This is a genomic window from Sphingobacterium sp. UBA5670 (assembly GCF_002420705.1).
In the GTDB taxonomy this organism is placed as follows: Bacteria; Bacteroidota; Bacteroidia; order Sphingobacteriales; family Sphingobacteriaceae; genus Sphingobacterium.
The window spans coordinates 1-16487 of sequence record NZ_DIIM01000005.1 but is presented as its reverse complement, the minus strand read 5'-3'; the positions used below and the strand labels follow the sequence as shown (position 1 = coordinate 16487).

At 37.9% G+C, this 16487-nt stretch carries 17 protein-coding genes; 14 read left to right on the top strand and 3 right to left on the bottom strand.

Annotated elements, in window-relative coordinates:
• Positions 1-4: 4 nt before the first annotated feature.
• From B3C94_RS05600 to B3C94_RS05555, 10 genes are all read left to right on the top strand, one after another.
• On the top strand, positions 5-1135 hold the full coding sequence (locus B3C94_RS05600; RefSeq protein ID WP_293900290.1) for a toxin-antitoxin system YwqK family antitoxin: 1131 nt from the start codon (positions 5-7) through the stop codon (positions 1133-1135).
• Between the two features lie 34 nt (positions 1136-1169).
• Positions 1170-1823: a phosphatidylserine decarboxylase family protein gene (locus B3C94_RS05595; protein ID WP_293900288.1), complete on the top strand. Its 654-nt coding sequence runs from the start codon at positions 1170-1172 to the stop codon at positions 1821-1823.
• Between the two features lie 63 nt (positions 1824-1886).
• Positions 1887-2924: a sensor histidine kinase gene (locus B3C94_RS05590; protein ID WP_293900286.1), complete on the top strand. Its 1038-nt coding sequence runs from the start codon at positions 1887-1889 to the stop codon at positions 2922-2924.
• A 90-nt stretch (positions 2925-3014) separates the two neighbouring features.
• Positions 3015-3662, top strand: a complete 648-nt coding sequence (locus B3C94_RS05585) for a DUF47 domain-containing protein (protein ID WP_293900284.1) — start codon at positions 3015-3017, stop codon at positions 3660-3662.
• Positions 3663-3698: 36 nt separating this feature from the next.
• Positions 3699-4709, top strand: a complete 1011-nt coding sequence (locus B3C94_RS05580; RefSeq protein WP_293900282.1) for an inorganic phosphate transporter — start codon at positions 3699-3701, stop codon at positions 4707-4709.
• A 240-nt stretch (positions 4710-4949) separates the two neighbouring features.
• On the top strand, positions 4950-6326 hold the full coding sequence (locus B3C94_RS05575) for an OmpA family protein (RefSeq protein ID WP_293900280.1): 1377 nt from the start codon (positions 4950-4952) through the stop codon (positions 6324-6326).
• A 180-nt stretch (positions 6327-6506) separates the two neighbouring features.
• Entirely contained in the window at positions 6507-7919 is a 1413-nt protein-coding gene (locus B3C94_RS05570) for a tetratricopeptide repeat protein (protein WP_293900278.1), read from the top strand.
• Between the two features lie 93 nt (positions 7920-8012).
• Positions 8013-8759 (top strand): shikimate dehydrogenase family protein, encoded by a 747-nt coding sequence (locus tag B3C94_RS05565; RefSeq protein ID WP_293900276.1) that lies wholly within the window; start codon positions 8013-8015, stop codon positions 8757-8759.
• 44 nt (positions 8760-8803) lie between these two features.
• A complete protein-coding gene (locus B3C94_RS05560) occupies positions 8804-9445 on the top strand; it encodes an MBL fold metallo-hydrolase (protein ID WP_293900274.1) in 642 nt (213 codons plus the stop codon).
• 5 nt (positions 9446-9450) lie between these two features.
• Entirely contained in the window at positions 9451-10680 is a 1230-nt protein-coding gene (locus tag B3C94_RS05555; RefSeq protein ID WP_293900272.1) for an FtsX-like permease family protein, read from the top strand.
• Here B3C94_RS05555 and B3C94_RS05550 read toward each other — a convergent pair whose 3' ends face one another.
• Entirely contained in the window at positions 10681-11325 is a 645-nt protein-coding gene (locus B3C94_RS05550; protein ID WP_293900270.1) for a hypothetical protein, read from the bottom strand.
• 57 nt (positions 11326-11382) lie between these two features.
• Positions 11383-11658 (bottom strand): NifU family protein, encoded by a 276-nt coding sequence (locus B3C94_RS05545; RefSeq protein ID WP_293901582.1) that lies wholly within the window; start codon positions 11656-11658, stop codon positions 11383-11385.
• Positions 11659-11900: 242 nt separating this feature from the next.
• Between B3C94_RS05545 and B3C94_RS05540 the strand changes: the two genes are divergently transcribed.
• From B3C94_RS05540 to coaBC, 3 genes are read left to right on the top strand one after another with little or no spacing between them, the layout of a single operon-like run.
• Complete coding sequence (locus B3C94_RS05540) at positions 11901-12830, top strand: outer membrane protein assembly factor BamD (protein WP_293900268.1); 930 nt, start codon at positions 11901-11903, stop codon at positions 12828-12830.
• A complete protein-coding gene (locus B3C94_RS05535; protein WP_075990346.1) occupies positions 12814-13143 on the top strand; it encodes a DNA-directed RNA polymerase subunit omega in 330 nt (109 codons plus the stop codon). The genes B3C94_RS05540 and B3C94_RS05535 overlap by 17 nt, the downstream gene beginning before the upstream one ends.
• 10 nt (positions 13144-13153) lie before the next feature.
• The gene (gene coaBC, locus B3C94_RS05530; RefSeq protein ID WP_293900266.1) at positions 13154-14350 is read left to right on the top strand and encodes a bifunctional phosphopantothenoylcysteine decarboxylase/phosphopantothenate--cysteine ligase CoaBC; all 1197 of its coding nucleotides are present in this window, start codon (positions 13154-13156) and stop codon (positions 14348-14350) included.
• A 47-nt stretch (positions 14351-14397) separates the two neighbouring features.
• Here the strand turns inward: coaBC and B3C94_RS05525 are convergent, their stop codons facing one another.
• Positions 14398-15765 carry an RsmB/NOP family class I SAM-dependent RNA methyltransferase gene (locus B3C94_RS05525; RefSeq protein ID WP_293900264.1) on the bottom strand — a complete coding sequence of 456 codons (1368 nt, stop codon included), beginning with the start codon at positions 15763-15765 and terminating at the stop codon, positions 14398-14400.
• An 88-nt stretch (positions 15766-15853) separates the two neighbouring features.
• On the opposite strand from B3C94_RS05525, the gene B3C94_RS05520 reads away from it, so the two are divergent.
• Positions 15854-16237 carry an SRPBCC domain-containing protein gene (locus B3C94_RS05520; protein WP_293900262.1) on the top strand — a complete coding sequence of 128 codons (384 nt, stop codon included), beginning with the start codon at positions 15854-15856 and terminating at the stop codon, positions 16235-16237.
• The last annotated feature ends 250 nt before the right edge of the window (positions 16238-16487 follow it).

Genomic DNA, 16487 nt, shown 5'->3' with positions numbered 1-16487 from the left:
TGATATGATTAGAAAACTCATCCATATCCTATTATTATTTTCTGTATGTAGTTTTACAAATCTATATGCACAGGACGAAAAACCTGTATTCTATGAAAAATTAGATCAGGGGCTGATCCGTTTTTATTTTGACAAATTCTATTATCTGGTTTCGAAAGATTGCGAGTTTAAAACGATCGAGCGTGTAAGCAAATTTGATTTTGCAAAACAAGTTTTTGATGGTGAGTTTCGCGATTTTGCGCCAAACGGAGCGAGAATACTCGTTGGCTCCTATAAAGATGGGAAAAAAGAAGGCCTATTTCAAGCTTTTCACCCGAATGGAGTGTTGAAATGGGAAGTAAATTTCCAAAACAACCATCCGGCTGGCGACTGGAAATATTATTACCCCGATGGCAAGCCCCTATTGATTGTTACATATAATGAGCAGGGGTATTTTATCAAAGACTATTGGGACAATAGGGGTAAACAAGAGGTCATGAATGGCGAAGGCAACTATGAATTTTCTATTCCTTTTGAAGGTTTCACGGAATTTGGTTTTGATTTCTACCTAAGAAAAGGAAAGGTAAAAAATGGCCTACCTCAGGGAAATTGGAATACCTATTTTTATAATGTAGGTCAACAACCAATTTATGCCATGACCCAACGTTTCACAAATGGCGTACTGACAACCACCTATGATGACGATGGGGACCTTAATAATGAGGATTTCATGGCACTGAGTATTCTTCCCTATGATTATTTTATCCGAGCAGAGCTTTTTAACGGTAAGTCGTGTAGCTTTGATGACTATTCCAATTTTTATGCTTTCGTCGCAAAACGCTTTAACGATAGGCTGAATAAAACAGGCCTGGATGTCACCAATCAAGTTAACTTTTCCTATCTCGTAGAAGTTAAGAAATCTGGAATGCCCAACCTGAAAAATCTCAAATTAAGCTCGGATTCCAATAATGAATCTTTCGATGGTATTTTGAGCCAGATTGCAAAAAGTATTGATTTCTACTTTCCTACTTATAAAGAAAATCAGCCCCAAGATGACATTATTAGAGTAACAGGAGGAATAGCACAAGGTAGCGACGGAAAAATCTATACCCATTCAATTAAAATCGAAAGACAAATAGACAATTCGACTAAATAATTATCTTTGCAGAAATAAGGAGAAATAAATAGATATGAAATTTCATAAAGAAGGATACACCACATTAGCAATCGCTGTACTTTTTATCTTCATTATCAATGCCGTTGCGGATTATTACGACGTTTCGCAATATGCCAAATGGTTTATTTATGCCCTATCAGCATTTTTATTCATTACAGTTGTTCAATTTTTCAGAAGCCCAAAAAAAATCGTTAGTCCAGAAGATGGAATAATCTTATGCCCGGCAGACGGAAAGGTTGTTGTTATCGAGGAAACGGAAGAAAATGAATACTTTCATGATAAGCGGATACAGGTGTCCATATTCATGTCACCGGTTAACGTCCATGTCAACAGAAATCCGATCAGCGGCCTGGTTACGTTCTTCAAATATCATCCAGGAAAATTTTTAGTAGCCTGGCATCCCAAATCATCTACAGACAATGAAAGGACAACGGTCGTTGTCAAAGACAAAGCTGGAAGAGAAGTTCTTTTCCGTCAAATTGCAGGAGCCCTGGCACGTCGTATTGTATGGTATGTGAAAGAAAAAGATGAAGTCGTACAAGGTAACGAATTTGGATTTATCAAATTTGGCTCGCGCGTAGATTTATTTCTTCCGCTAGGAACTGAAATCAATGTTAACATTGGTGACAAGGTTACTGGAGCAAAAACTATTATCGGAAAATTTTAACAATTTATTAATATCATTATAAGTAACTTAGGCTCCAAATCAGGGGCCTTTTTTATTCAGCAAATGAATTTTAGACAATTATTATTGGCAAACTCCGCAGCTGTCGGCATTGCAATATCAACGATCAGCTTTTATTATAAACATGACCTACAGACAGCTCTGATCATTTTCATTGTTGCCGTAGTAACGAGTTTTCTCTTATTTAACTATTTATTTGAAAAATATATATATCGCAGACTCAATACGATGTATAAATTAATTCATAACCTCAAATTGGGCAAGGATCTCAAAGATGCTATCGGAGAACATGTCAGCGAAGATCCCATTACAGATGCGGAGAACGAAGTCAAAGCCTGGGCAAAAGACAAAAAAAATGAGATAGAGCAACTAAAATCACAGGAAAAATTCCGCAGAGAGTTTTTATCCAATATTTCTCATGAATTCAAAACGCCGTTGTTTGCCACCCAAGGTTATATTGAGACCTTGCAAGATGGTCTTATGGAAGAAGATATGGAGATGGCAAAGAATTTCTTGGATAAAGCTGCTAGAAATCTAGACCGACTGAATTATCTGATTCAGGATCTTGATGAGATATCCAAATTGGAATCAGGAAAAATGGTTCTGAATATCGAGAAATTCGACATTGTTGAACTTATCAAAGACACGGCCTATTCTTTAGAGGACAAAGCTAATCAACACAATATTAAAATAGAATTTAAACCCAAAGCCGGTGCACCACATTGGGTCAAAGCCGACCGTAATAAGATCCACCAGGTGCTGTACAATCTGATCGACAATTCTCTTAAATATGGGAAAGAAGGTGGGACAACGAAAATTAAGATTTTTCCCCTCTTTGAGCAGGTTCTTATCGAAATTACCGATGACGGTTATGGTATTGAAGAAAAAAATCTCAGCCGCGTATTCGAACGCTTTTTTCGGACAGACAAGAGCCGGTCGCGCGATATCGGAGGATCAGGTTTGGGATTGGCCATCGTAAAACATATCGTCGAGGCGCATCAACAAAATGTCAATGTCCGGAGTACAGAAGGTATCGGAACAACATTTGGCTTTACTTTGCAAAATGTTCAGTCAGGAAACTAAACAATTGATGACACTTTTATGTTTAAACAAAATCAATGTTAACATTAACTTAACATTAAGGTATTATTTTTGCAAAAATAAATTTAAGATATGTCTTTAAATAGCATTTTTCAATACTTCGTTCCAAAGGACAAAAAATTCTTCCCTTTGTTTGAACAAGCAGGCAACAATTTGATCGAAATGTCACTGTTGTTAAAAGATATTGTTAACTCAAACAATCCTGAGAAGAAAAAAGAATTTACGCGCAAGATGGAAGATTTGGAGCACAGGGGCGACAATATCACACATCAGATTCATTTGGAGTTAGGAAAGAATTTCATCACTCCTTTTGACCGCGAAGATATACACTCTTTGGCAAGTTCATTGGACGATGTCGCAGATTTCATACACGGTGCAGCCAACAGAATGGACCTTTACAAAGTGGAAAAAGCCACCGAGCCAATGATTGAAATTGCAGACTTATTGGTTGAAGCTACCGAACATGTATCAAAAGCTATCCATGAGCTTAGAGACTTGAAAAATATCCGTAATATTACGGATTCATGCGTTCGTATCAATAGTGTGGAAAACAAAGCGGATTATATCTTTGATAAAGCAGTAGCCGACCTTTTCGAATTTGAAAAAGATGCAATTTCATTAATTAAACACAAAGAAGTGTTGTCTGCAATGGAAGATGCAACCGATAAATGTGAGGATGTTGCTAACGTTTTAGAAAGCATTCTAGTTAAAAACGCATAATCATTCGATTTAAGTGCACAAAAATTCTACGAGATTATGATGTCAACATTACTCGTTGTTGTGATTGTCCTTGCAATTGCTTTTGACTACATTAATGGATTCCATGATGCAGCCAATTCCATTGCGACAGTTGTATCAACAAAAGTCTTAACGCCAGCAATGGCAGTTTTATGGGCTGCGATATTCAATTTTGCAGCTTACTTCTACTTTACAGATCACAAAGTAGCCAATACCATTGCAAAAACAGTATTGGAAGAATACATTACCCTAGAGGTTATTTTTGCTGGGTTACTTGCAGCAATTGGCTGGAACTTATTTACATGGTACTATGGCGTACCATCAAGTTCATCTCACACACTTATTGGAGGTTTTGCAGGATCAGGTATGGCGTACGCATTTATTCTTGGCGCAGACCCTATTCACGCAATCAATATCGATGCTACTTTAAAGATTATTGCCTTTATCGTACTCGCGCCTATTATCGGTATGACAATATCTATTATCATCACACTAATAGTCATAAACTTAGCTAGAAAATCACGGCCAAGTGTCGCCGAAAAATGGTTCAAGATCTTACAATTGATCTCTTCTGCCGCTTTGAGTTTCGCTCATGGGGGTAATGATGCACAAAAGGTCATGGGTATCATCTTGGTAGCTATGGTTGCCGGAGGTTATGTCCCAACAACTGAACACATGCCGGAATGGATTCCATTGACTTGTTATGCGGCTATTTCAGCAGGAACAATGAGCGGAGGATGGAAAATTGTGAAAACAATGGGAACCAAGATTACTAAAGTAACACCATTAGAAGGTGTCTGTGCAGAATCTGCAGGAGCTGTAACATTGGGTATCACAGAACATTTTGGGATCCCAGCCTCTACAACACATACCATTACTGGTGCTATCATCGGTGTTGGTGTCGTCAAACGCGTATCAGCGGTACGTTGGGGGGTAACAATCAGCCTGTTATGGGCTTGGATATTGACAATTCCAGTTTCGGCCTTGCTGGGTGGATTGTCGTTATTAGTCGTACATTATTTGCTTTAGAAAAAAAAACCTTAATTTTTTTCTTAAACCTATTGAAACAAAACAAAAATTTGGTACTTTCGTACCGAATTTTTGTTTTGTTGTTTCACATTAAATACTTAATTTAGTACAAAATATAGCAAAAACAGAATTTTAACATAACTTTAAGACTTTGGCACGGCAATTGTACTGTTCCATGTGTTAATACGATAATTAAATTTGAAAACAATTAAAATTAATAATAACCTTAAAAACAAGAGTATGAACTATTCTACAATTAAAAAAACAGCTGTTGCTGCTACATTAGTTGCCGCTTTAGGTTTCGCTGGTACAGCACAAGCTCAACAAGTATTCGGTGGTAGATCACAATACAGAACTTGGTCTATCGGAGTTCAAGGTGGTATCACTACACCGAACAACGTAATCGGTGGCGGTAACGCTTTTGGTCAAAAGGTAGGTTACTTCCAAAATAAAGTAGGTGAGTACTATGGTTTGACAGTACGTAAACAATTCTCTCACCTATTCGGTTTAGAAGTTGAAGCAAACCGTGGTAAAATCAAAACTTACAACCATGATCTTTCTGGTCCTGCTATCGAGAACTCTAGAGGTGCTCGTTCAGTAGAAACTAGTGTTAACTGGGCTGCTAGCTTAAACGGTGTATTCCAATTGGGTACAATCGATTTCTTGAGAAGAGAAAATGCAGTTAACTTCTACGCTAAAGTAGGTTTGGGAGCGATGGCTTACAACCCTGTTCAATATGCGAACAATGATTTCTCAGGAACAGTAGTTTATGATAATTCAGGTAAATGGGGTGAAGGCATCATTGGTGACCGTGACAAGAATGATGATGGACGCGACAATAAATTGACAGCGTTCGTTCCTGTAGGTGTTGGTGCTAAATTCAAATTATCTGAAGTAGTAGCATTGAACTTAGGTTATACAATGAACTTTGCTGATGATCAAATCTATGGTCCAGCTCGTCAGTCTTCTTACAAAGGTAAATTCTCTACAGTTATGGCTGGTTTAGAATTCACTTTAGGTTCGAAAGACAAACAAAACTTGACTTTTGCTAACCCAGTTGCTACAATGTATGATGAGTTGAAAGATCCTTCATTGAGAAACGAAGTTGAAGCTTTAAAACAACGTGTAAGCACTTTAGAAGGTACTGTTAACACATTAAGCGCTGATGCTGATGGTGACGGTGTATCTGATAAATTTGACAAATGCCCTGGCACTCCAGCTGGTACTCCAGTAGATGGTTCAGGATGTCCAATCAAATTCCCAGAGCCAGTTGTTGAAAATGTAACTTCTAACGGTTACTATGCTCCAATTCAATTCGAATTTGATAGCTCAGTATTGAAAACTTCATCTTACTCTACATTAGACAAATTGGCTAAAGAGTTACGTGATAACAATTCATCTGTAGCATTAGATGGTTATGCATCTGCTGAAGGTTCTGAGTCTTATAACTTGACTTTATCTAAAGACCGTGCTAACTCTGTAAAACAATACTTAGTAAATGCTGGTGTTTCTTCATCAAGCATCACTGCTCAAGGTTACGGAGAGAAAAACCCAGTTGCATCAAATGCTACTGAAGAAGGTCGTGTTCAAAACCGTCGTGTTGAGATCAAAAAATAATCGTATATAATTTATACCATTATAATAAAAGCCGGCTTAAAGCCGGCTTTTTTATTTTACACGTATTTATCCTTACCTTTGTGGAGGATATCCAATTTGTGGAAAATTAGTTCGAACAAATTAGATAAGAAATTAGTATTTTGAATTAAGGAACAGAATACTGGTTTTAAACTTTTGAGAATGGAAGAGGATTTTGAATTTGAAAACCCCGAGGAAAGAAAAATCTCGGTAGACAGATATGAGGAAATGCTTCGAAACGAGGATCAGTATTTTTTTGACTCCAAAGCTTTTGAAGGAATTATTGATTACTACGCGGAAAAAAACGACCCTGTTAAGGCCTTACAGGTTACCGAATTCGCCATCAGCCAACATCCTTTTGATATTACATTTTTGTTGAAACAGGCACAACTGTTTTCAACGATTCAACAATATCAGAATGCGCTTGCAGCATTGGATAAAGCGGAATTATTGGAAGCCTCAGAAGGTGACATATTCTTGATTCGTGGTGGCATATTGGGCAGTATCGGCCAGTTTGATAATGCTTTGGAACAGCTCTTCAAAGCACTTCCGCTGTTAGATAATAAAGATGAGGTATACTTCCATATTGCGATGATCTTTCAAGCACAAATGAATTATGATAAGGCGATAATTTATCTAAAGAAAGCACTTGAATTGAATATGGACTACCAGGAAGCGCTCTATGAATTGGCTTATTGTTACGATGTATTGGATAGACAGGAGGAAAGTATCTCCTTTTATAAGAAATACATTGATTCAGACCCCTATTCCTACTACGCTTGGTATAATCTAGGAAATTCTTACCATAAAATCAGCAGGTTTGAGGAGGCCCTCGACGCATACGATTATGCCATATTAATTAAAGAAGACTTTTCTTCGGCTTATTTCAATAAGGGGAATGCTCTCGTTAATCTTGATCGTTATCAAGAAGCATTGGATGTTTACAAACAAACATTCGAATACGAGCAACCGAGTGCAGATACCTATTGTGCTATCGGCGAATGCTATGAAAAACTTGAGCAGATGGAGGAAGCCCGCAATTATTATAAAAAAGCGGTCAAATTAGATGCGGAACTTGCTGATGCCTGGTTCGGTATCGGGGTTACTCTAGATTTTGAAGAACGTTATTTTGAATCACTTCATTTCTATAAAAAAGCTTTAGAACTGGAGGATACAAACCCAGATTACTGGTTTGCAATTGCCGATGCCCGCTACAAACTACAACAAATAGATCTTGCAGAAGAAGCCTATAAAAAGGTCGTTGGATTAAATCCAACGGATATAGATGCATGGCTTGATTATTCATCAATTCTATTTGAACAAAGTAAAATTGATGAAGCTATTAATGTAATATCCGATGCTATTACACAAAATCCAAATGCCGCAGAGTTATATTATCGTGTCGTTGCTTATCTATTTGCCAATGGTCAATACAATGAAGCACTAAACTTTTTAGAGCTTGGCTTAGCCACCGATCCTGATAAGCATCATATTCTTTTTGATTACCTGCCACAGCTACAGGGGAATCAGATCATCGCTGAAATCGTAAAAAAATATACAAAGCCGAAAGATTAATATACGAGGCCACCTTCGGTCATTGCGTTGCAATGACCGAAGATTTAAATTCAAGATACATTTCTGATTCCTAAATATATTGTCAAAATTCCAATGAAAAAACTAGGTTTAATAGGGTACCCATTAGGGCATTCCTTTTCAAAAAAATATTATTTAGAGAAATTTCAGCAAGAACATATTACCGACGTAGATTACGATCTATACGCACTTCCTCAAATAGCTGATTTTACAGCGATTGCTTCCAATAAAGAGTTCTATGGTGTCAATGTGACTATTCCTTATAAAATAGAGGTAATGGATTATTTGGATGAGCTTTCGGAAGAAGCTGCAGCAATACAAGCTGTAAACTGTATCCGGATCAGCCACACAGTAGATGGATCAACGCATTTAAAAGGATATAACACAGACGCTTATGGCTTTGAGTGGTCGATAAGACCGCTATTAAATCCACATCTTGACAAAAAGGCTTTGATTCTAGGAAATGGAGGTGCAGCAAAAGCTGTAATCTATGCGCTGAATCAGCTGGGAATAACACACAAGCTGGTCAGTAGAACCAAACATGCCGACCAGTTTACTTATGATGAGCTTGATGCCTCGATCTTAGCTGAGCATACCATAATTATCAACTGTTCTCCAGTGGGTACATTTCCCAATATAACAGAATCTCCAAAAATTCCCTACGAATTTATAAATGAGACGCACCTCTGCTATGATCTCATTTACAACCCAGAGGAGACTGCATTTTTACGAAAAAGCAAAGAAAAAGGGGCCAGAATCAAAAATGGATATGAAATGTTGGTTCTTCAGGCAGAAAAAAACTGGGAAATCTGGAATAGTTGACCTTTCAATAGTGAGAAATCAATAAAAACTGTAATTTTACCATTATGCTTACGATCAAAACATTCACGTTCAACCCTTATCAGGAAAATACTTACCTGCTGTATAACGACTCAGGAAATGCAATTATTATCGATCCTGGAATGTATGGTGAGCAAGAGCAGGGAGAATTAACGGCCTTCATTACAGATAATGGACTGAAGCCAACAATTCTCTTAAATACACATTGCCATATAGACCATGTTTTAGGCAATAGCTTTGTCCATGAGAAATTTGGTCTACTACCGCAATTCCATGAAGGTGAGGTACCGATTTTAGTAGCCGTTCAGAATTATGCGCCTCAAATGGGCTTCCGGTATGACATTTCTCCAATTGGAGAAGCCTTTCTAAATGATGGTGATACCATTTCCCTAGGTGATGATAAACTAAAAGTTATACTAGCACCAGGTCATTCACCTGCACATATCTGCTTTTATTCGGCCGATCAGAAATTTTTGATAGGAGGAGATGTACTATTTCGCAACAGTATAGGCAGGACTGATCTTCCTGGAGGAAACCATCAACAGCTCTTAGATAGCATAGAGGCTAAACTTTATACTTTACCCGATGACACAATTGTCTATCCTGGACATGGGCCATCAACTACGATTGGCTTTGAAAAAAATTCCAATCCATTTATTCGAGGATAATAGCCATGAATCTGCCGTTTCTATTTGCTAAAAGATATCTGTTTTCAAAGAAATCAGTTAATGCCATTAATATTATCTCATCCATTAGTGTCATTGGCGTCATGGTAAGTAGTGCTGCATTGATTATTTTGTTGTCTTCATTCAATGGAATGGAGCAACTCATACTGTCTATGTACAGTAAATTTGCACCAGAGCTCAAAATTGAACCCAAGAAAGGAAAACTTTTTGATAGCAAACGGACTGTATTCAACGAACTACGAAAAGATTCCAACGTGATTCACTATACCGAGGTTCTACAAGAGAAAGTGTTATTACAATATTCAAATCGGCAATTTATAGCAAATATAAAAGGAATCGAGCCCCAATCTCTAAGTAAAAGGACAGGCGACAGTATCGTTGTGCATGGTCAATACAAACTTACCCATGACTCTAGCGACCTGGCCATTCTAGGAGCAAGCGTACAGGCGAATTTAGCAATTCCAATGCAAAACTCTTCGGAACTGATTCAAGTGTACTCCCCAAGAAAGGGTGTAAAAAATTCATCCAATCCTGCTGAGGAGTTCAATATCCGCTCTATTTCTCCGGGAGGAGTATTGCGCTATCAACAAGACTTTGACAATTTAATTATCACCCCGATTTCATTTGCTAAAGAAGTTCTCGGGGAATATGACCGTATTTCATCTATCGAATTTTATTTAAAAGAAGGGGTAGATGTCAATTCCTTTGGGGAGGCATTGCAAAAGAAAATAGGTGCTGATTACATTGTCAAAAATAGAGAAAAACAAAATCCCACATTGTATAAAAATGTACGTGTAGAACGCTGGGTCGTCTTTTTTATACTGACCTTAATCAGTGTGATTGCGATCTTTAATATTGTTGGCTCCTTAACCATGTTGGTACTGGATAAACAAAAGGATATGACGATTCTGAAGGGCTTAGGGGGAGCTGATCGTCTAATTCAGCGCATTTTCTTTTATGAAGGTCTTATGATAGCTGTTATTGGATGTGTGCTCGGTTTATTGATTGGCGGCATATTTAATTACATTCAATCAACGTATGGAATTATTCGAGTAGAAGATGGAGCAAATACAATTATTGACAGTTATCCTATGGTGAGCAAATGGGGTGACTACATTTTGGTATTCATAACGGTCACCGGCATTTCCGGCCTGGTTTCCTATTTCTCGGCTACACTAAGTGTCCGAGAGCTAAATAAATTAAAGACTACGGATTAATTAATTTGAGCTTTTTCGGCTCTGACTTCCTTTCGTAATCTGCTGGATTAAACTACCCCATGCAAAGGGATTCAACAACGGATTAGCATAACGCTGGTTGATAACTTTATTATTCATTGTATTAAAGCTCTGGGCATTGTTAATGGAGCGCATTTCGTTACCATCACGCGGTATGACTGCAGCCATCGCTGCCAATGACTCATAAGACAATGATCTCCTTGCCCTCACGATATTATCTTCAGAAACGTCTAGATTCATAAATGCAATATTAAACTCTTCGATACTTGCCCATGGGTAAGGTGTTACCATCGGGAGTTCCGTAACTAAGTTTTGCATAATAATGTTTGCGGTATATTTATCTCCTGAGACCTCAGGAATAGTGACAACTAAAGGGTCAAAACCAACAGAAGTAAAACGAATTGTATCCCCTACGTGCGCTACAAAAGAGAAATAACCTTCGTTATTTGCTGCAAAAGCTTCATTCCTAAAAGATAGATTTGTAACAGTCACATAACCCACTGGAAGACCTGACCCAACCGTTGTTACGATACCGGAATATTGGATAATCTTTTTTTCCTGAGCACGTAATGCAGAGGAGCCAAAAAGCACAAATACAGCGAGTAATATAGAAATCAGCAACTTCATAAAACAAATTTAAGCAAAAGTAGCCGAGCTAGCCGTTAAAATGTGTTAATAGAAAAACTAATTAGCAGATGGTAAAGTGGCGTCTGGGGAATCGGGATCCGTTAAATTGATAGCCTCCACTGCTGTGATTTCAGGAACAGCCTTACGAATTGCTTGCTCCAAACCAGCCTTAAAGGTCATGATGCTCATTGAACATGAAGCGCAAGCTCCCAATAATTTTAAACGCACGACATTATCCGCTGTAATCTCTTCAACACTCACATTTCCGCCATCAGTTTCCAAATATGGTCTCAAGGTATCTAATGCTTGCTCAACTTTTTCTTTTAAAGTCATACTCTTAATGCTATTCAATGATTGTAATATGTAAAGATAATGAAATATTTCAAAATGCATATTTTTAACCCTCACTACCAGCAGAAAAACAACAAGTATATGACATTACATCCGCACAGTGGGTTCAATCGAGTTAAAGAATGTTAATAAGAAATGTTGTTTTTGCGATCAAATAATTATTAAACTATATTGCGCAGTAAAATTTAATTGATTAGTATAACAAATTCACTTATCTTTGTAAAATGTTTTTAAATAGGCGTATAGCGGCTATCTGTGCCGGCATGATGTTTCTATTGGTGTTTACTGGTTGTAAGAGTAAATTTGAGAAATTGCGCGCAAGCAATAATATCGCTCAAAAGTACGAAGAGGCCGTAAAACTTTATGAGAAAAAGAAATATACAAAGGCATTAGTTTTGTTTGATGACTTGCGGACCAAATTCCGTGGACAAGCTGAAGCAGAAAATATTTACTATTATTTGGCATTTGCCAACTACCGTCTGAAAGACTACACTTCAGCGGCCTATCACTTTAAAGATTTTTCGGATGTTTATCCAAACAGTCCAAGAGCAGAGGAATGTAGATTTATGCATGCCTATTGTTATTATTTGGATTCTCCGAGATCGACCTTGGATCAAGCTAATACAAAGAAAGCAATTGATGCTTTACAGCTCTTTGTCAATCTTTATCCAGAATCGGAACGATCAAAAGAAGCATCAGATCTTATACAGAAATTGAGAGATAAGCTTGAGCTTAAAGCTTTTGCCAACGCGAGACTCTATTACGATATGGGTCTTAATGATGATTACAGAGCAGCCGTTATTGCGTTACAGAACGTACTAAAAGAATATCCGGATACAAAATATGCAGAAGAGATTGAGTTTTTAACATTAAAAGCGCAATATATCTACGCATCTAAAAGTATCTTCCTGAAACAAGAAAGCAGATTTGATGAAGCCTTGGATTATTACCGTAACTTCGCAAGTAATTTTCCGAATAGCAAACACATGAAAGAGGCAGAATCCATTCGTGAAGATTCCGAAAAAGGGATTAAAACGGCTCTCTCTCAAGTGAAAGATTATAATAAGGCCCTTGCAGAGCAAGATATATATATCAAAGAACAAAAGGCGAAAAAAGAAAAAGAAAATACCCAAAAAGATGAGTCAAAAAAATAATAATTCAATTCCAAACTCTACAGTTACACGTGACTTGAGACAATTGGACAAAGGAACTGACAATCTCTATGAATCTATTGTAGTTATTTCTAAACGCGCGAACCAAATTGCAGTAGACATTAAAGAAGAATTGAACGGCAAACTTGCAGAATTTGCAAGTAACAACGATAACTTGGAAGAGGTATTCGAAAACCGCGAGCAAATAGAGATTTCAAAACATTACGAGCGCATGCCAAAGCCTACTTTGGTTGCTATCGATGAATTTTTACACGATAAAGTGTACTACAGAAATCCTTCAAAAGAGCAGGACTAATCCTTAGAAAATGGCTTTAGCTGGGAAAAATATTGTAATTGCTGTATGCGGCAGTATTGCCGCATACAAGATTGCATCCCTCATCCGCCTTCTTGTAAAAGCAGATGCCCAAGTTAACGTAATCATGTCAAAAGAGGCGACAGCATTTATTACTCCGCTTACCCTTTCCACACTCTCTAAAAACCCTGTTTTGATAGATTATTATCAGCCGAATACCGGGGAATGGAATAATCATGTCGAAATTGCACTAAATGCGGATTACATTTTAGTAGCTCCCGCAACAGCAAATACACTTGCCAAGATGGCCAATGGAATTTGCGACAACCTCCTAACAGCCGTATATCTATCCGCGAAATGTCCGGTGCTATTTGCCCCAGCAATGGATTTAGATATGTGGAAACATCCGTCCACGCAGGCTAATATCAGTAAACTCAGTTCTTATGGCAACATCCTAATTCCCCCAGGGAAAGGAGAACTGGCCAGCGGATTAGTAGGTGAAGGGCGGCTAGCAGAGCCAGAAGAAATATTAGATTTTCTTGTTAAATTTTCGACAAAAGAACTACCCTTATATGGAAAAAGGGCATTAGTATCTGCTGGTCCCACTTATGAAGCAATAGACCCGGTTCGCTTCATCGGCAATCATTCTAGCGGAAAAATGGGTTATGCTATCGCCAAACAACTTGAAGCCCTTGGTGCAGACGTCACATTGGTATCAGGCCCCAGTGCCTTGACTGCACCCGATCGTGTTCATACAATCTCAGTAACTTCAGCTGCCGAAATGTTGATTGCTTGTGAAGCTTATTTCGAAGCTGCCGATATTGTTGTAATGAGCGCTGCAGTGGCAGACTATACTCCTGTTGAAGTCGCTGCCCAAAAAATAAAAAAGAAAGAAAATGAATTCTCCATCCCACTAAAGAAAACAACTGACATTCTGGCTACTTTAGGGGCTAAAAAGAGAGAAAACCAATTACTCATCGGATTTGCATTGGAAACCAATAATGAGTTCGAAAATGCAAAAGACAAATTGTTCCGAAAAAACCTGGACTTTATTGTGCTCAATTCTATGCAGGATAAAGGAGCTGGCTTCGCCACAGACACGAATAAGGTCACTATTATCGATCGAGCTGAAAATACCCGTGAGTTTAGCCTAAAATCAAAAGAAGAAGTCGCCAAAGATATCTGTTCAATTATCGTAGAGCTTTCCTAAACACAATTCCTACACTTCATTTTAGGAACTAAACGTCCCTTGCAATCTTATAAATTTACAATCCTTAATTCCTTTGGATAATAATTATTAATGCGATTGGCCAATACCTTCATCCAACCCAATGATTGCCCTTGAAAACTGGCGATAGCCCAACCTTGAATATTTGCGGGAATTGCGTCAAGGGCCACGTTCTCTTTTCTAAGGTAGTTGCGTGCATCCTCAAGCGACAACTCTACAGATTGGAAGCCCCTCTTCAAATGATTACTTAAAGCCAATGCATGACTTGGTATCAACTCTTTTCTATTAAGCTTCCCGACATTCGTTCCCGCATTTTTTAGGTAAAGTACATTTTGGAGATACTTCAGGTCATTCTCATACATTTTTGGGAAAACATAGACGTCTTCATGATGAAGAAAGGTATGCAAATTGTCTTCATCCGCAACCCATTTATTCAAAATCCCTTTGGGTACATCTGATTTCTCCGGCTTAATTCGCTTTCTATTGAAAGTTTCCTGTTCGCCTATCTTTTTCAAAACAGCAATAAAAAAACCCTCTCCACCTAATTTATGGGGATAAAAACGATAACCATGAGCATGATGTTTAGCAGAAGTTGTATGATCAATACCCCAGTTTTCATCAATAGGCATTTCAATGGATTCAAATTCGCCACTATCCAATAGCCAATCGACAATATCCTCATTTTCCTCTTCTGAATAGGAGCAAGTCGAATAGTATAAATACCCGTCCTTCTTTAAAGCCGATAAACTTTCACCTAAAATTCGCTGCTGTCTTTCACTGCAAAGCCTCACATTCGCCTCAGACCATTCATCTATGGCATCGGCATCCTTCCTAAACATTCCAGACCCCGAACAGGGCGCATCAACAACCATCAAATCAAAATACCCTGGAAGACGATTAAATGCAGCAGGATCGTTATTCGTGGTTACAGTATTTGCATTCCCCCATTTCATTAAGTTGTCTTGTAGGATCGTAACCCTTGTTTTAATAATTTCATTTGCAACTAAGAGCGATTCCGCATGTAAACTGCTATTTAATAAGGTAGACTTTCCTCCCGGGGCAGCACATAAGTCCAGCGCCCGGATACTGTACGCGTGTAAATTTAAACTTTGATTGATATGATCTATGAACATAGAAGAAGCATCTTGTGGATAATATGCCCCAGCGTGGAATAAAGGATCTAATGTAAATACTGGTCGATCCTGAAGATAATAAGCAGCACTACACCAGGGAACCTGTCCAGTATTCGGAAACGGGCAATCCTCCAGTTTATCGGGGTTCAGGCGTATTGCTGTAGCCCGAATACCCTCTTCGTGTATCTTAATAAATGCATTAGTATCAAATAATGGGTTGGTCCCTAATTTTTTCACTAAAGAATTCGGTAGAAAATTACTCATGTTGTCCTAATAGTTTGCGATAAAATTAAGATAAATAAAAATGAAGTCAAAATAAGTGGTAAATTACAAGAAAGAGTAACTTTACACCATGAAAGAATTCAAGAAATATGCAATCATTCCTGCAACTCCAGAAGAGCTGTATCTTGCATTAACGACCGAAATTACTGCTCGTCTATGGACAGGCGACCTTGTGTCTATCGACGCTACTGTTAATGGAGAATTCTCTTTATGGGATGGAACTATTAGTGGCCGGTTCTTGGAATTAGAGCCCTCCACAAAAATTGTACAAGAATGGTATTTCGGGGAGACAGACGCTCCTTCTATTGTGACCTTAAAGCTGCATGAACATAAAAAAGGAACCTCTTTAGAAATTAGGCAGACAAATATACCTGATGAAGACTTTGAAAATATCTCAGATGGATGGGAAGATCCATATATCGCCTCGTTGATCGACTTTTATACAGAAGAGTAGATTTTATCACTATTTGATTATATAAACTAGTTACAGGCTTCAATTATGAAACCTGTAACTTAATAAACTAAACATTCCGAAACACTGCTCTCGCTCAAGTTGTTAGCTCAAACAATTTTATTGTACCTCTTTATATAATCTAAAAACAATTTATAGCTATATTTTCGTTCAAGCATAAACTGCCCTATTAACTTAGGTTCATCTTTTATTAATGCTGATAAATTTTGAAAGTATAGAAACGCAAGAAGCC

Coding starts and splice junctions, on each gene's coding strand:
- B3C94_RS05600 (WP_293900290.1), top strand. CDS start 5: ATGATTAGAAAACTCATCCATATCCTATTATTATTTTCTGTATGTAGT.
- B3C94_RS05595 (WP_293900288.1), top strand. CDS start 1,170: ATGAAATTTCATAAAGAAGGATACACCACATTAGCAATCGCTGTACTT.
- B3C94_RS05590 (WP_293900286.1), top strand. CDS start 1,887: ATGAATTTTAGACAATTATTATTGGCAAACTCCGCAGCTGTCGGCATT.
- B3C94_RS05585 (WP_293900284.1), top strand. CDS start 3,015: ATGTCTTTAAATAGCATTTTTCAATACTTCGTTCCAAAGGACAAAAAA.
- B3C94_RS05580 (WP_293900282.1), top strand. CDS start 3,699: ATGATGTCAACATTACTCGTTGTTGTGATTGTCCTTGCAATTGCTTTT.
- B3C94_RS05575 (WP_293900280.1), top strand. CDS start 4,950: ATGAACTATTCTACAATTAAAAAAACAGCTGTTGCTGCTACATTAGTT.
- B3C94_RS05570 (WP_293900278.1), top strand. CDS start 6,507: ATGGAAGAGGATTTTGAATTTGAAAACCCCGAGGAAAGAAAAATCTCG.
- B3C94_RS05565 (WP_293900276.1), top strand. CDS start 8,013: ATGAAAAAACTAGGTTTAATAGGGTACCCATTAGGGCATTCCTTTTCA.
- B3C94_RS05560 (WP_293900274.1), top strand. CDS start 8,804: ATGCTTACGATCAAAACATTCACGTTCAACCCTTATCAGGAAAATACT.
- B3C94_RS05555 (WP_293900272.1), top strand. CDS start 9,451: ATGAATCTGCCGTTTCTATTTGCTAAAAGATATCTGTTTTCAAAGAAA.
- B3C94_RS05550 (WP_293900270.1), bottom strand. CDS start 11,325: ATGAAGTTGCTGATTTCTATATTACTCGCTGTATTTGTGCTTTTTGGC.
- B3C94_RS05545 (WP_293901582.1), bottom strand. CDS start 11,658: ATGACTTTAAAAGAAAAAGTTGAGCAAGCATTAGATACCTTGAGACCA.
- B3C94_RS05540 (WP_293900268.1), top strand. CDS start 11,901: ATGTTTTTAAATAGGCGTATAGCGGCTATCTGTGCCGGCATGATGTTT.
- B3C94_RS05535 (WP_075990346.1), top strand. CDS start 12,814: ATGAGTCAAAAAAATAATAATTCAATTCCAAACTCTACAGTTACACGT.
- coaBC (WP_293900266.1), top strand. CDS start 13,154: ATGGCTTTAGCTGGGAAAAATATTGTAATTGCTGTATGCGGCAGTATT.
- B3C94_RS05525 (WP_293900264.1), bottom strand. CDS start 15,765: ATGAGTAATTTTCTACCGAATTCTTTAGTGAAAAAATTAGGGACCAAC.
- B3C94_RS05520 (WP_293900262.1), top strand. CDS start 15,854: ATGAAAGAATTCAAGAAATATGCAATCATTCCTGCAACTCCAGAAGAG.